This is a genomic window from Yersinia artesiana (genome assembly GCF_902726545.1).
Classification (GTDB): Bacteria; Pseudomonadota; Gammaproteobacteria; order Enterobacterales; family Enterobacteriaceae; genus Yersinia; species Yersinia artesiana.
In genome coordinates this window covers 1-16,864 of record NZ_CACVAD010000014.1, presented here as the reverse complement: position 1 = coordinate 16,864, position 16,864 = coordinate 1, and the positions used below count along the sequence as shown (strand labels likewise).

Below are 16,864 nucleotides of genomic sequence, written 5' to 3'. Positions count from 1 at the left end.
CTGTTAGGCAGCACCTTGTTGCGATTTATTCGCCATCGAATTGAGAATATGGTCGCGCGGGCCATCGGCCACCACGCGCCCGTTATCCATAACAATGATGCGGTCCACCAACTTTAATAACGCTGGCCGATGAGTCACCAACACCAACATGCGGCCATCCAACCAGACATGCATCTGACGAATGACATAATCTTCCAAATGCTCATCCATTGACGCAGTAGGTTCATCCATCAAGACAACTTGTGGATTGCGTAGAATCATGCGGCTCAGCAATACCATTTGCCGCTGCCCCCCCGATAGCCCCTGCCCGCCTTCATTAATAATCCGGTCGAGACAGGCAGCATCCTGCTGCACCATAGCTATCGCACCACTGATGCGCAGCGCCTGTATCATCTCCTGCTCCGTGGCATGCGGGTGCCCCAGCATCAGGTTTTGCCGAAGTGAGCCAAAGAATAGGCGGGAATCCTGCGATAAAAAGCCCAGTTGACGGCGCAAATCAGCCGGTTCAATACGTTTGATATCCACGCCATCAATCACCACTTTGCCCTGTGTGGCGCTGGCCTGACCGGCCAATAATTTCAGCAAGGTGGATTTACCTGCCCCCACCTTGCCCAAAATCGCCACTTTCTCCCCCGGCTTGATTTCCAGTGCAGCGATGGCAACCACGTTTTGCCCTTTTTCTTCATCATAGGTGTACTGCACATTACGCAATTGGTAGTGACCGTTTAATATTGGGCAATGCGCCAACTCCCCCTCCTCGGGGCGATCTAACGGTTTTTTAAGCAGTTCATTCAGGCCGGTCATGGCACTTTTCGCATGCTGCCAGCGCGAGAAAACCATTGTCAGTTGCATTAATGGCGCGATAGTTCTGGAAGAGAGCAAGCTGCTGGCGACCAACGTACCGGTGGTTATCTCACCGGCCAGCACCAGGTAAGTGCCAAAAACCAACATTCCGGCATAGGTTAATTGCGATACCGTCGACGCCCACCCGGTCAGGCGCGCTCCCCATAGCCGCTGTTTCATCCCGACAGCAGCACTCACCTCGTGGGTTTGCTCCCATTGGCGCTGGAAATAAGGCTCGGCCTGTAAGGCTTTAATATCTTCAATACCTTCAATGGTTTCGACCAAAATGGCATTGCGCAGTGCTCCTTCCCGCATGCCCTCTTTCGCCAGTTTCGCCATCGGGAATTGAATCAATAAACCGGGGATAACAATGAGTGGAATAGCTAAAAGCGGAATGACCACCAGCGGGCCACCGATAAAGGCCATAATCGCCAGAAACAGCAGGACAAATGGCATATCTGCCGCCGCCCCTACCGTGGTGGAAGTTAGCAGTTCACGCACCTGATCGATTTCACGCAACTGGGAAATAAAGGATCCCGTCGATTTAGGGCGTGCTTCATTCTTGATGGCCATCGCCCGCACAAATAGCATCGACGACACATTAAGGTCGATTTTTTTACCCATCAAATCAGAGATCTGAGTGCGGGTCAGCCGGATGATATATTCCATAAATGCAGCGAGCAAAACACCAAAAAACAGCACCCATAATGTGGCGTAGGATTGTGCCGGTATCACCCGATCGTAAACCTGCATTGAAAACAGGATCCCCCCCAGCGCCAGCACATTACCCAGCACCGAGGCGAGTGAGATTTCCGCAATTTTGCGCCCGGCACCGCGAAAATTCTGCCAGAACCAGTGCTGCTGGTAAGGCCTGATAAATTCATCAATACGGCTATCGCGGCCACGGTTGGCAACCCCGACCATGACCACCCGGCCCTGGCTGCGCGCCACTAACTCTTCCAGGCTGGTTTCACGTACCACATCACCGCCATCACTGAGCCAATAGCTCACCAACCCGCTGTCATTAATGTGTTCCAACACCGCCACACTGCCGGGTTCCAGCTCCAGTAATACCGGCAGTAATTCATTGCGCCAGCGGACTTTTTTCAGCGCCATCACGTTGGTCTGCAAGCCCAGTAAACCACTGAGTCGTTCCAATTGGCGTAAGCCACTTAATTGCTCAAACCAGCGCATTTGCTGGGCCAGAAAGTTCATATCAGCGGGTTTACCATAACGGCTGGCCACTCTCGCCATTGCTGTTATCCAGACCTCTGTTGGCGTCGATTGCATTGTCATGTTACCCCTGCCTTGTGGGCTATAATTTTTCCGGCGGGTAAAGCGGCCTGTCATACCCTAAATAATTCGAGTTGCAGGAAGGCGGCAACTGAGTAAATCCCCTGGAACTTACATAAGTAAGTGACTGGGGTGCGCGAAGGCAGCCAACGCACATGCGGCTTGAAGAATGACGGGTATTAGAGAGTGGGTAACCTTTCACCACTCTGAGCAACCCGATCAATTCCCAACATATCCACCAAATTATCGACGGCGGAGGCATAGCGCGCCGTGGCGTCCCAACCGTCATACAGCGCCATCAGCCGCATCGAGTCGGCTTGTAACACATCTTGTTCCACACTCAGCAAGTCATTCAGGCTGCGTTTGCTTAACTTATATTCATCCTGATAGACACTGCGGGTGTGCACGGCACTTTGCAGTTGCTGCTCACCTGCTTGTTGGCGCTGTATAGCACCAATCATGTCGGCATACGCCGTGGCTGCTTTTTGATTCACATCCAGCTTGGCTTTTTCCACTTCAGCTTGCGCCGCAGCGCGCATCCCCTCAGCAGCCCTGACTTTGGCACTGACCGCTCCCCCTTGATAAACCGGCGCTTCAACCGCCAGTTGCACCTGATCATCCCAATAAGAGCGTGATTCATTTTCGTAACGTGTTCTGCCCGCCTGGATCTTTAAGGTGGGCCAGTGCTGCGCCTGACTTTGCCGCACCCGCTGCATTGCGGCCTGTTGTTTGGCCTCGGCGCTGCGCACCGCGCTGCTGGCGTCATAGGGAATGGCATTCAGCGTGACTTTTTGTTTGAGCAGATCTTTGGGCAGATCCGGCAGGTTATCGGACACCACGCCAGTCAGCACCGTGAGTTGCGCCTGAGCCGAACGTTGCTGCGCCCGATATTGTTCCAGCGTCGCCACCATACCGGCGATGCGGGTTTCAGCTTGCAGCACATCAGATTGCGAACTGAGGCCAGCATCAGCTCTCAGTTGGGCGGTCTGTTTGACTTTCTCCAGAGAGGCAATATTGTTACGCGCCACCACACTTAACGCCTGATAGCGTTTGACTTGCAAATAAGCCTGAACCGTACTCTGCCCCACTGCGGTCATGGTGTTGAACAGGTCATAGCGATAGGCCTCCGACAAGGAGGCCTGCTCATCGATACTGCCGCCGGTTTTGCCAAAGTCATACAGCAGTTGACTCAGTTGAACTCCGGCTGACGCATTGCTATTCAAGCTGCCCGCTGAGTCAGTTTGATGTGATTTCCCTGTGGTTCCTTGCAAAGAAATCTGTGGATACCAGCCGCTTTCAGCAACCTCTAACTCCCCTTTTCCCACTCTTATCTGCGCCGCCGCCTGTGCAATCTGTGGATTACGGGCAAAAGCACGCAAGATGGCCTCGCGCAAACTCAGCTCGGCCAGTTGCTCTTCGCTCGGCGCGGCTTGCCAGTTAAACGCCGGTGCCGTCGCGGAGTCAGCCGCCCGTACTGACGGCGGCCCCATTACCGATAGCACCGCGATCACCCACCATGCGCCGGAGAGACCCCGGCGAGCAAAATACCCCGCTGCTCTTTTCATCGCCGACATACTCCTGTGCCGATCATTTTTATGGTTTTCTTGCTCTTAACCGAGCCGGTGATTTCACACCAAATGCACCTGCAAGCCGTGCTGAATCAACACATCTCCCAATGTGTTACTGCTGTCTAGCGATGAGTTGTGATAGACATCGAACGCCTGTCCATCAATGCTGCGCTGCCCTACGCTGCTCCACACCCCATCCGGGGTATTACTGAGCGTGACTTGCCCGCCTTGTGCACCCTTAATCAGCAAATCATCCTCTGGCTTGTCGGTTAGCGTGAGCGCATCCTGTAAATCAAGCCGGATACTGTTGCTGCCACTCTGACCTAAATCAATGATTTCGATATGCTCCACCTTCAGGCCTAAACTGGTCAGATCCAATGTTTGATTCACCCCACCCAGCAGCAAGGTATCCATGCCCAAGCCACCATCTATATGGTTGAAGTTCAACGAGTTAACAGTGAAAACATCGGCACCACTGCTGCCGGTAAGAGCCTCGCCGGACATCACTACGCCATCAGCCAGATTCAACGTGACACCGCCGATGGTATAGCCGCCCTCCGTCACCGTGGTGGTCAGAATGCTGTCGATAGGCTGTGCCAGTGGTGCGACTAAATGAGAGGTATCCGCATCATGGGTAACCATCATGCTGGCGGCCTGAATATCATGATCGGCTGACAATAACTGGATACCAGAGCCGGAAAGCAGGCCAACCGATATGGCTTTGTAGTTACCGGCTTCATCAGTGACCGCTACCGCTACCGGAGTGGTTAAAATGTTGACAGCGTTCAGCGCTTTGAGGAAAGAGCCGAAGAACTGCACACTCCAGTGACCACTACTGTCGACGGTACCTTCTAAGGTTTGACCCAGTAGCGTCACTTTAACTTTGGTATTGGCCAGCACATTTAAGCTGGAACCTGAAACAATCAGGCCATTGGTTGGCAGTTGCAGTAAGTTGCCAATATTGCCCAATGCATCAACCCCCAGCAAAGGTAACGCATGGGTTTTCACAGTAAAATCAGTGTTAACAGCAACATGGTTGCCCACGGCGTCAGTGACCGATACACCAATTTTGGCGGAACCGTCCAACAAACCGGTCAAGGCCGAAGGCGTAATCGGCACACTCCAGTGGCCATCACTGCCAATAATGCCGGTCAAGACCGCGCCACCAACAGTCACGGTGATTTGCGAGCCAGCGGCGTGGGTGCTGGTGCCAGAAATCACTTGGGCCGTGGTCGATTCAGCCCCACTGAGGTAGCTATCCGAAGCAAAGAATGGGTTCAGTGTTAAGGTCGGCAAACTGATGCCAACCGTGATCGGTGCTGTGGCACTGGCACTGTGCCCGGCGGCATTGGTCAGGTTGGCGCTGGCGGTAAAACTGCCATCCAGCAGGCCTGCCAGCGCCGATGGCGGCACCGCAATGCTCCAACTGCCATCAGCTTTCACGGTGGTATTCAAGGTGAGATTACCCACTTTCACCGTCACATTGGCTCCGGCAGCAGACGTACTGTGACCGCTGATAGTTTGGGTTAACAGTGCATCAGCAGCATTGAGCAGGCCGTCACCAAAAACAGGGTCCAGTGACAGGGTTGGCAGCGCATTGGCGATAACACTCAACGCGCCAGAAGTGCTGGCCTGATTGCCCACCGCATCTTGCAGTGAAACATTCACCGTCAGCGGGCCATCGGTCACCAGCGTTTTTAAATCCACCGGCTGGATAAGTACACTCCAGTTACCGCCCGCGCCCACCGTCGCCGTATAGGGTTTGCCATTGAGAACCACATTGATTTGAGTTCCCAGCGCCACATTGGTGGTGGTGCCGCTGATAGTTTGCGCTACCAGTAAATCCGCCACACTGAGGATGCCGTCACCAAAAATAGGATTAACTGACAGTGTTGGCTGGGCATGAATCAGTACATTCACCAATCCGTTGGCGCTGGTGGTATTGCCGGCGCTATCCACCAAGGATGCGCTGATGGTTTGGCTACCATCCAACAATCCGTTCAATATATTGCTCGGAACCTGAACACTCCAGCCACCACCCGTGCCGACAATTGCTGTCAGTTGATTGCTGCCAACTTGCACCAAAACCTGCGCCCCCACAGTGCCATTCACCACCGTCCCGCTGATGATTTGCGTCACTTTGCTATCGTCAATACTCAATAGCCCGTCGCCAAAAATCGGATTTAAAATCAACTTAGGCACATTATTAATAATGACATTGACGCTGCCGGAGGTTGTTCCGGTGTTACCGGCGGAATCGGTCACCGATACACCTACGGTCAGGTTGCCATTCAATAATGCGGTTAAATCCGTTGGTTGAACCGTAATGGTGAAACTGCCGTTCGCCGTGGTGGTGCCAAAGAAGGTTTTCCCCCCCAGAGTGACTTTCACCTGAGTCCCCGCCTCCACCCCGCTGACCGTACCGCCGATGATTTGCGCAATGGCGGTATCCGCCAGGCTGAGCTTACCGTCGTCAAAAACAGGATTCAGCGAGATAACCGGCAGGGTGACATCCACCAGCAATGGGCGGGTTGCCGTATTAGTATTCCCCGCAGAGTCAGTCACCGAGGCGGTAACATTGAGTGAACCGGCCAGCAATCCATTCAATGTCAGGCTATCAACCGGCACAGTGAATGAGCCATCAGCACCGATAATGGCTTTTAGCAGCGCCGTACCCAGCTTGATGGTGACTTCCGCACCTGCTGGCATATTTTTAACTGTGCCGCTAATAGTCTGATTTAACAGTAAATCAGCCGCATTCAGGATGCCATCACCAAAGATAGGGTTCAGGGTGACCAGCGGTAGATCGTGGGTCAACACCGTAATCCCCACTTGAGTATTGACGATATTTCCGGCGACATCTTTTACCGAAATCCCCACTTGCAAGCTGCCGTCCTGTAACCCGCCTAATAGTGAAGGCAGCAAATCAACATGCCACACCCCGCCAGCCTGTACTTGGGTGGTCAACACTTGGGTGCCGATGGTGACAGTCACTGTCGCCCCCGCGGCGACATTATTAATCACCCCACCCAACGTCTGGGTCACAGCGGACTCCACCCCATTCAGAATATTATCGCCACCAAACAGTGGGTCCAGCGCGCCGAAGGTCGGTAAGTTATGGGTCAACACATTGAGTACCGGTGCGGGGAGGAGCTGCACCACGTTGTTATTAGCATCGGTTACACTGATGTTCATTGTTAACGCGCCATCCGCCAATTGACTTAAATCGGCCGCGGGAAGAGTCAGGGTCCATTTACCATTAGCCCCCACCTCAGCAATCTGTTCATGCCCATTAATGGTGACCTTCACTTTGGCCCCCAGACCGGCATTCAATACGGTGCCGGACAAGGTTTGATCGACCAACGCACCAACAGCATTGAGATAGCCGCCATTGAACAGCGGATCGACCGTCAGTGCCAATGCCGGATTGAGCGCCACATTCACCGTGACATTACTGCTGCTGGGGTTACCGGCGGTATCAGTGACACTCAATCCCGCCACCAGCGGGCCATCCACAATGCCACTCAAATTGCCCGGCAAAACAGTAATACTCCATTTGCCATCATTACCAACAACAGTGGTGAGTGTGGTGCTGCCCAAGGTGAGGGTTAAGGTTTTACCCTCCGCCCCCAGAGCGGTGCCGGAGAGTATTGAACCCAGCACATTACTGTTAAGAACCGGTGCCGCGACATCCAGTGTGATAAGCGCCGGGATAGTATCAACGACGATGGTGGTCGTTTGCTCGGCAGGATTACCCGCCAGATCAGTCAGTGTCACTTTCAGAGTATGAGGGCCTTGTGTCAGCGCCTGTAAATCAGCGGTTGGGATGCTGACACTCCACTGGCCCTGCGCCCCAATCAGCGCCGAATAGTTTTTACCGTTTAGCGTCACGGTCACGGTGCGCCCAATATCATCAATTGAAGCCACACCACTCACTAACTGTGGCGATTTGGATTCAAGAGCATCCAGGATGTTATTGTCGGCAAAAGGCGCAAGCGTCAAGGTCGGCGGCGAACGGTCAACCAGCAATCCGACCAGTTCAGAGGCTGTGCCCCCATCTACTGTGGCTGTTATCTGATAATTGCCATCGGGGAAGCTGAGCTTCGGTAATATCACCGACCAGTTACCATCAGCTCCGAAAGCAATAGTGTCAATCAGCGGAACGCCATTAATACGGACAATCACCTCTCCACCCGATGATCCCGCCCCCGTGACCTTACCGCTAATAGTAATATCCAAGGGATCATCAGCAGCATTGATAATATTGTCAGTGGCGATGGGATTAATGGTTAGCACTACCGCTGGTGGGCTGAGATTAACGTTAACATTGATTGGGTTAGTGGTGTGCCCCTCGTTACCAGCGCTGTCGGTCACCGTGGCGCTGATGTTGGCAGTGCCGCTCAAAGTGCCCAATTGAGCACTGCTCACCAACGCGCTCCATTTACCATCTGCCCCCACAATTGCGGTGAGATTGAGGGTGCCAAAGCTAATATTGACCAGACTTCCCTGCGCCATATTGGTGGTGGAACCACTTAACCGTTGGGGGGTTTTACTTTCAGTAAAGTCCAGCTCCGCACCAAATGACGGCGCATCGACGGTAACGGTCGGTAAGTTATGGGTCACGACGCCGATATTGAGTGAACTGCTGCCGGTATTGCCGCCGCCATCAGTGACATCCACTCTGATCGGTTGCTGCGGGCCATCAGGAATCTGTTTTAAATCAGCCGTCGGTACCGTGACGTTCCACACTCCGGTGGCGATATTGACATTGGCGTTATACTCCACCCCGTTTATCGTCACTTTCACGGTTTGCGCCGTGTTAAGCAGGCCGGTGGTGCCGGTCAGTAATTGATCGGTTCCGGCCTCAGCCAGATTCAAGGTCGCCCCAAACAAAGGGGTGCTAATGGTGGGCGCGGGCAGTGCCAGGAAACTGTCAAAATTGGTTGATTGGCTGCTGCTGTTACCGGCGGAGTCAGTCACGGTGACATTAATTTGATGCTGCCCATTGGTCAGGCCATTTAAGGCTCCTGCGGGAATCGTCACCGTCCAGTTACCGGTGTTAGCATCGACCACTCCGCTATAGCTGATACCCCCCACATCAATCTGCAACTGCACATTTTGATTATTGCCGGTTATGCCGGTTTTACCGCTGATAGTGGTCGCCAGTGCGGCTTCGGCAATATTGATGCTGGCACCGAAGGAAAGTGTATCGATAGATGGCGTTGGCACCTGCTGTTGTGAGGTAAATGTCATCTCTGGTGAGATAGTGACTTCATTACCACCACGATCCGTAACTTTTACCCCAATAGTATGTGGCCCATTTGCCAGCCCGGTGAGTAATCCGGTCAGTAGCGGTAATGACCAACTGCCATCAGGATTTGCCGTAATGGTTTGTACAAGTTTGCCATCTATGGAGATAGCCACTTGTTGACCGACGCCGGTTACGCCGGTGCTACCACTCAATGTCTGATCAATCGCGGCTTCAGCATGATTGAGCACCCCATCACCAAATGGCAATACCAGTGTCGGATGCGGTAAATTGTGAGTCAGCACTTCAACCTGACTGGTCAGCGAACCGCTATTACCGGCAGCATCTTTGGCAGTGACCGTGACATCCCAGGTTCCCTCCGGTAAGGCTTTCAGCACATCGGGTGACAAAGCTAATGTCCATTTCCCATCTTCCGTCACCGTTGCTGCATAACCGGTGCCATTGATGGTCACAGTAACCTGTTGCAACTTATCACCAACAATCCCGGTGCTGCCGGTTAATTGCCCGCCTGCCGCCGCTTCAGCCGCATTGAGAATGCCACCAATAATTGACCCGGCGTCAAAGGTCGGCGCTGGGATAATGTTCAATGCAGAATTGAAGGTCACTGACTCGGTATCACTGTTACCTACCCGGTCAGTCACGGTGACGGAAATAGTGTGCGGCCCGTCAGCTAAACCATTTAGCCCCCCCGCTGGCAATGCACAGATCCAGGTGCCATCCAAGGCCACCGTGGCAGAATAAGTCACCCCATCAATTTTCAAGGTAATGGTCTGCCCACTGCCGGTGGCTCCGGTATTGCCGGTCAGAATTTGGCTGGCGGCGGCCTCTAACTTGTTCAGATAACCATCACCAAACGGCAATGCTGGCAGGGTAATGTTCGGCACATTATGAATTAAGATATCCAGATCGACGCTAGCCGAGGCTTTATTACCCGAATCCGCATCGGTGGCACTCGCCGTCACTTTGGTCAGACCGTCATTCAAACTTTGCAGCGCTGCGGCACTGATATTGACTGACCAGACTCCGGCGGAGGTCACACTGCCACTATAATTTTTACCACCGATCGATACCACCACCGCAGTACCGACCGCTAAGTTGCTACAACTGCCCGTCAGAGTGGCATTGGCACTTATCTCACCGACACTTAATACGTTATCGCCAAATAATGGTGCTAAGGTCAGTGTCGGTAGAGCATTGATCGCGACATTGAGGTTAGTGATATCGTGGCTTTCATTGCCGGCGGCATCGGTCACACTGACCTTCACTCCGCCCGCTAATGGGCCATCCCCTAACAGCAACAGATCAGCGGAAGGTATGGTCAGGCTCCAACTGCCATCACTTTGTACCTGCGTCTTATAATTATGACCATTTAGCGTCACGGTGACGGTGAGTCCGGACTCACCGGCGCAAGTGCCCTTCACCACTAGCCCCAGCAAGGCATCGGCCAGATTCAATACATTGTCGAGATTGGTTTGTACATCAACAGTCAGTAGCGGAGCCTGAGTATCGACTGTGACATTATGGGTCGAGCTGGCAGGATTTTGCGCCACATCATTGACGGTGGCACTGATGACATTATTGCCTTGTGGCAGCGTCTGTACATCACCCGCCGGAACCGACACACTCCAACAGCCATCAGCCTGAACCACGCCTTGGTAATTCTTACCGTGTAAACTGACGGTCACGGTTTGCCCTGCTTGTACCCGCTGGCTATTGCCACTGATGGTCAGTGCTGACTGGCTTTCCTGATAATTGATGATGTCATCACTGGTGACCGTGGAAACCGTCAAGACAGGTTGGTCTGCCAGAGAGGCAATCACCGTGACCTGATGCGTATCACTCGCCGGGTTCCCCGCCACATCTGTCACGGTCGCCTGCGCAGTTAAGGCCCCTTCCGGTAACTGACTGACATCGGCGGCCGGAACCGTCACTTGCCAACTGCCGTCACTTTGCACCGTGCCGCTATAGGTTTTGCCATTGAGCATCACACTGACGGTGCGCCCGGCCTCAACATGGCTGGACACCCCATTGATCAACACATCTTTGGTGGACTCAACACGACTAATAAAGTTATCACCCGAGATGCTGTTAATTGTCACCGTAGGAAGATTGACCGGCGAGGCATCGATGGTTAGCGTGCGGTCGACTGTGGTTTGGTTACCGGCGCTGTCGCTGAGTGTGACGCGCACCGGATAGTTACCATCCGCCAGCCCTTGCAGCACGCTGTTACTCAGCGGAATACTCCAGGTGCCATCCGGTTGCACCAAACTGCTGTAAGTTACCCCGTTTAGCTGCACCGACACTGTTCGCCCCGCCTCAGATTGAGGCGCACTCCCCGTGATATTGACGGTACTCAGGGCCTCGATGGCATTGATGATATTGTCGTTACTGATAGGGTTAACCACCAGTGCGGGGGCAATTTTATCCACCGTCGCGCTGCCAGTGTAAATGTTGCTATTACCTGCGCTGTCGGTCGCGGTAACTGAGATCACCAGATTGCCATTAGGCAGATTTTGTAATTCTGACGGTTGCAGAGTTAATTGCCAGTTGCCCTGACTATCTGCCACCAACGTGTGACTGACCCCGCCCACCATCACCACCACCTGTTGCCCCGCGCCACTCACGCCGGTGCTGCCGGTTAATGTCTGGCTGGAGGTGACTTCTGCGGCATTGAGATAGCCATCCGCAAACGGCGTACTGAGTGTTGGATTCGGAAGCGACTGGGTGACCAGCTTGATATTCTCAGTCACGGTAGTGATATTGCCAACACTGTCCTGAATCGTAATGGTGATGGGATAGCTGCCATCGGCCAACAAATTGAGGGTATTAGCCGGGATATCAACACTCCAACTGCCAGTATTGCTCACCGTGGTGCTGTAGGTTTGGCCATTTATCACCACATTAACTGCCGCGCCCACTTCATTCGAGGTACCAAATACCGGAATGTTGACCGCCGCTTCCGTGGCGTTTATGACACCATCAACGGCAATTGGCCCTACCGATAACTCAGGCGGCAACGTATCAACCGAAATGGCGCTGGTGGCGCTATTGGTATTCCCCGCAGCATCAGTTACTTGTACCTTAATTGACTGCCCGCCCTGTGCCAGCCCTTGCAACACGCTCGGTGGCAAGGTTAATGACCACTGGCCGTCATTACCCACGGCGGCCTGATAGGTTTTTCCCCCGATGGTTATCATCACCGACTGCCCTGCGCCCGTCACACCGGTGGTGCCGTTTAAACTTTGGCTGATACCGGCCTCGGTTTGGTTGAGGGTGCCATCACCAAAGGGGAGATTGGTCACAACCGCCGGCAGATTATGAATATAAACCCCAAGTTCGCTGCTGGTGGATACCGTATTCCCCGCGCTGTCAGTTGCAGTAGCGGTCAGTGTGATTTTCCCATCAGCCAACAGGGCTAAATCACCAGCAGATAGCGCCAGACTCCAATTCCCATTCGATCCGGTGGTGGTGGTGTAGGTTTTGCCATTCAGCGTCACCGTAATAGTCTGGTTAGCATTCAAATTGCTGGAGGTGCCGTTCACCGTGATACCTGCCGCCGCTTCCTGCGCGTTGATCAGGTTGTCGCCGGTCAGCGGGCTGATACCAATCCCGCTTTGAGTATTATTAACAATAATGGTGTGACTACTATTGGCGGCATTGCCATTCACATCACTGACCGTCGCGGTAATATTGATCATACCATTGGTCAGTAATGCCAAATCCCCGGCTGGAATGGTTGTACTCCATTTACCGGCGGAATCCACGGTTGCGCTGTAGGTTTTCCCGTTAAGGGATATCGTAATCGTTCGCCCAGCCTCAATGCCGGTGGTACTGCCGCTGACGGTCTGACTCACTTTCTGTTCAGCGCCATCCAGAATATTGTTATCCGCAAAGGCACTAATAGACAGTGTTGGGAAATTACGGGGATCGGCATCCAGCATGACATCTTGTGTCACGGTGGTGCTGTTACCCGCTGCATCCTGAACCTGCGTGCTCACTACATAGCGGCCATCACCCAGTGATGACAGCGCACCAGCCGGAATAGTGACACTCCAGCTACCATCAGGCTGCACCGCGCCGGAGTAGAGTTGCCCGCCGATACTCACTTTCACGATAGCGCCGATTTCCGAACTGGTACCCCGCACGGTAATGCTGGCGGCGGCCTCTGCGCCATTGATAATGTTGTCTGTCGCAATCGGAGCAACAGATAACGTGGGGGCTTGAGTATCCACTTTGAATTGAGTGTTGAGGGTATTGCTGTTACCGGCCGCATCACTGGCAGTAATCGCCAGTGGCTGGGTGCCTTGCCCCAATCCTTGCAATGCATTGGCTGAAAGCGGCAATGACCAACTGCCGTCTGCGGCAACCGTAGCGGCATAAGTCACCCCGCCAAGAGTCACACTCACCTTCTGACCATTGCCAGTAACACCGGTGCTGCCGGTTAATGTCTGGCCGAGTGCCGCTTCCGTACTGTTGAGTGTGCCGTCACCAAAAGGTGGAGTCAGGCTGGCAGTAGGTCGCGTATGGGTATAAATACCCAGATTTGCCGAGCTGCTAATGGGACTGCCGCCAGCATCGGTGGCACTGGCAGTTAATAGCGCGCTGCCATCCGCTAGTTGAGCCAGATCCGCCGCTGAAATCTGAGCACTCCAGCGTCCATCCGCCCCCACCTGCGCAGTATAGGTTTTACCATTTAATGTCAGGGTGATTGTTTGCCCGGCATTCACATTGAATGATGTGCCGCTGACCGTGACACCTGCCGCTGCTTCAGCCGCATTAATCAGGTTATCGCCCGTCACCGGATTGATACCCAGCCCGGTCAACTTATCATTGACGGTAATATTATGAGTTTCAGTGGCGGCATTGCCACTGGCATCCGTGACAGTTGCGGTGATGCCAGCATTGCCATTGCCCAGTAGAGCCAGATCAGCAGCACTGACTTTGACACTCCAACTGCCATCAGCCCCCACCGTGGTCTGGTAGGTTTTACCGTTCAGCAAGATAGTGACCACACGGCCGGCTTCCACGTGGGTGGTGGTGCCACTGATTATCTGGTCAACGCGCTGTTCGGCAGCATCGAGAATATTGTTACCCGCAAAGGTATTGATAGATAAGGTAGGCAGATTGGCAGGATTGGCGTCCAACGTCACATTCGAGGTAACACTGGTGATGTTACCCGCCGCATCCATTACCGTCGCCGTTAACGGGTGGCTGCCATCAGTAATCCCCGCTAATGTGCCAGCAGGGATATCGACATGCCAGGAACCGTCCGCCTGGACCACGGCCTGATAAGATTTCCCTGCGTAAGTGATGACGACTGTCGCGCCAATCTCAGAACTTCGGCCGCTAAGGGTTACCGGCGCGGCAGCTTCAATAGCATTAATGGTGCCGTCACCAGCAACCGGATTGACCGTCAGTGTCGGAGCCTGAGTGTCCACATTCACTGTCAGTAGCTGACTTTTGCTATTACCCGCTATATCGCTGACGGTTACCAGCAGTGGGATATTCCCTTGCCCCAGCGCCTGTAATACCGCGCTGGGGAAAACCAGCGACCAACTGCCATCCAGCGCCACCAGCGGGTGATATGTCACGCCATTAAAGCTCACCGTCACCGTCTGCCCCGCCCCATTCACCCCCGTTGAACCCTGGAGTGTTTGGTCGCTCTTCACCTCGGTGCCATTGAGATTTCCATCACCAAAAGGCGTGCTGAATGTCGCCGCTGGCAGATTATTGATATAAATCCCGAGTGGCAAGGTGGCGTCTGGTAACCCGGCGGCTTGCACCGTTAAGGTTATCGGGCCATCGCTCAGTTTGCCTAAATCCCCTTTCGGGATTAGTACACTCCAGTTGCCATTGGCATCCACAGTGCCGTGATAAGTGACACCATTTAATGTGACCTTCACTGGCGTATTCACCGCCAGCCCTGCCGATGTGCCGGTGACGGTGAGATCAGTCTGCGCTTCATTAGCGTTAATCAGGTTATCACCGGAGACCGGGTTTATCCCCAAACCGCCCTGCGTGCTATCGACAGTGAAAACGCTGTCTTTGCTGGCCGGATTGCCCGCAGCATTGGTGACTTCAACGTGAATAGTGGCGGAGCCATTGGCGAGCATCGCCAAATCGGCAGGTGGAATCTGAGTGCTCCATTTGCCACCCGCCCCAACCGTGGCGCTATAGGTCTTATTATTCAGCGTGATAAGCACTAATCTGCCAGCTTCGACATGGGTGGTTTCGCCACTCAATGTCTGGCTGACTTTCTGCTCTGCACCATTCAGATGATTGTCGCTGGCAAATGAGTTGACGAGTAATGTGGGAAAGTTAGCAGGATCAGCATCAATCATCACACTGCCACTGGCACTGGCGCTGTTGCCCGCACTGTTGCTCACCGTAGCCGATATCGACTGTGAACCGTCTTTTAACCCAACCAGCGCGCTGGCCGGAACATCCACACTCCAGCGCCCATCACTTTGTACCGTGCCGGTATAGGCTTTCCCGTTAAATACCACGGTGACGGTTGCGCCAATGGCTGATGATGTCCCGCCAATGGCAACTGTTGCTTTGGCTTCGGCTGCGTTGATAATGCCATCACCAGCGACGGGAGAGAGGGTCAATGTTGGCGCGGTAGTATCAACCATCAATGTGATGGTTTGCTGCGCAGTCTGACCGCTACCATTGGCTACCGTGACTACCACCGGATAGCTACCGTCATGTAAGCCTTGCAGTACACCGGCCGGTAACAAAACGCTCCACGAACCATCGGCTTGAACTTTCGCCGTATAGGTGGTGCCATTAATGGTGACATTCACCAACTGCCCTGCGGCAACCCCCGTTGTTGTACCGCTTAAGATTTGATTGGAATTCACTTCGCTACCATTGAGGCGGTTATCGCCGGTCAATGGATTGACTGTCAATGTGGGTACGGGATTCGGATTGCCGCCATTACCAGGAGGATCAATATTACCGCCGTTATTACCGCCGTTATTTCCTCCCGAACTGCCACCGCTTGAGCTGCCATTACTGTTGTGGGACGCAGCAATACCAATACCGCCGGCAATCGCCAAAAAGCCCAATGCGCCCGCCAATAGCCCCGCCGAGCTGGTATTGCCCCCCAGAGCTAAACCGGCCACACCATCGATTGTGGTAAATTGTGGCATCAGAATGGCATCACCCGCAGCTGCTGCGCCCATGGCAGCAGGGAAAGTGGCATGTACCGGTGGATTGACACCATCATCAAACACCAATTCGCTGTAATTTCCCTCAGCGTCGGCGGTGAAAAAGTGCTGATAACGCACCGTGGTGCCATCTTTCATGTGCAAAATCAGATCATTACCCTGACGCTCATAGCTGGCAACACTGTCTACCGAGCCATGGATTCGCACGATGCTCAACCCGTTAAGCGCCACGACTGACTGATTACCTGCAACCTCTGAAATCAATGCCCCGTTTTGCCGCGAAATAATATCAATTGCGCCAACCGCTGAATTCGCCATGGAAAACCTCAAAAATCAAGCAAATCACTATCTCCACGTAAGAGCTTATCGGGGGGCCTGATAAGTCGGACGCCGGAGGGTAAATAAACACCTCGCTAAAGAGGGTTTAAGCTTGTTTCTGGTGTGGTTAACAGCAGCAAAGAAATCAGCGCAATCTATTTTGTCTTGTTTTTTTAATGTGATCTCTATCAGCCAGCTGATAAAGATGACTTAAATATAAGTAGATAACATTGAAACTGTACAATAATATTTTTCATTTATTTTACAAACATTAATAATTTAAATAATAAACATCAGCTAACCACCAATGAAAAACCCCAAAATAAAGCAATCAACTTACTGATAAATTTAATTTTAATCGTTTCAGCAAAAACCTTCATTACATAAGAAAACCATAATAA

The 16,864-nt window shown here is 53.2% G+C and carries 3 protein-coding genes; all 3 read right to left on the bottom strand.

Annotated features, from left to right (window positions below):
• Positions 1-3: 3 nt before the first annotated feature.
• On the bottom strand, positions 4-2,139 hold the full coding sequence (locus tag HU019_RS06390; protein ID WP_174846979.1) for a type I secretion system permease/ATPase: 2,136 nt from the start codon (positions 2,137-2,139) through the stop codon (positions 4-6).
• Between the two features lie 176 nt (positions 2,140-2,315).
• On the bottom strand, positions 2,316-3,701 hold the full coding sequence (locus tag HU019_RS06385; RefSeq protein WP_174846978.1) for a TolC family outer membrane protein: 1,386 nt from the start codon (positions 3,699-3,701) through the stop codon (positions 2,316-2,318).
• A gap of 63 nt (positions 3,702-3,764) precedes the next feature.
• Positions 3,765-16,463 carry an Ig-like domain-containing protein gene (locus HU019_RS06380; protein WP_174846977.1) on the bottom strand — a complete coding sequence of 4,233 codons (12,699 nt, stop codon included), beginning with the start codon at positions 16,461-16,463 and terminating at the stop codon, positions 3,765-3,767.
• Positions 16,464-16,864 lie beyond the last annotated feature (401 nt).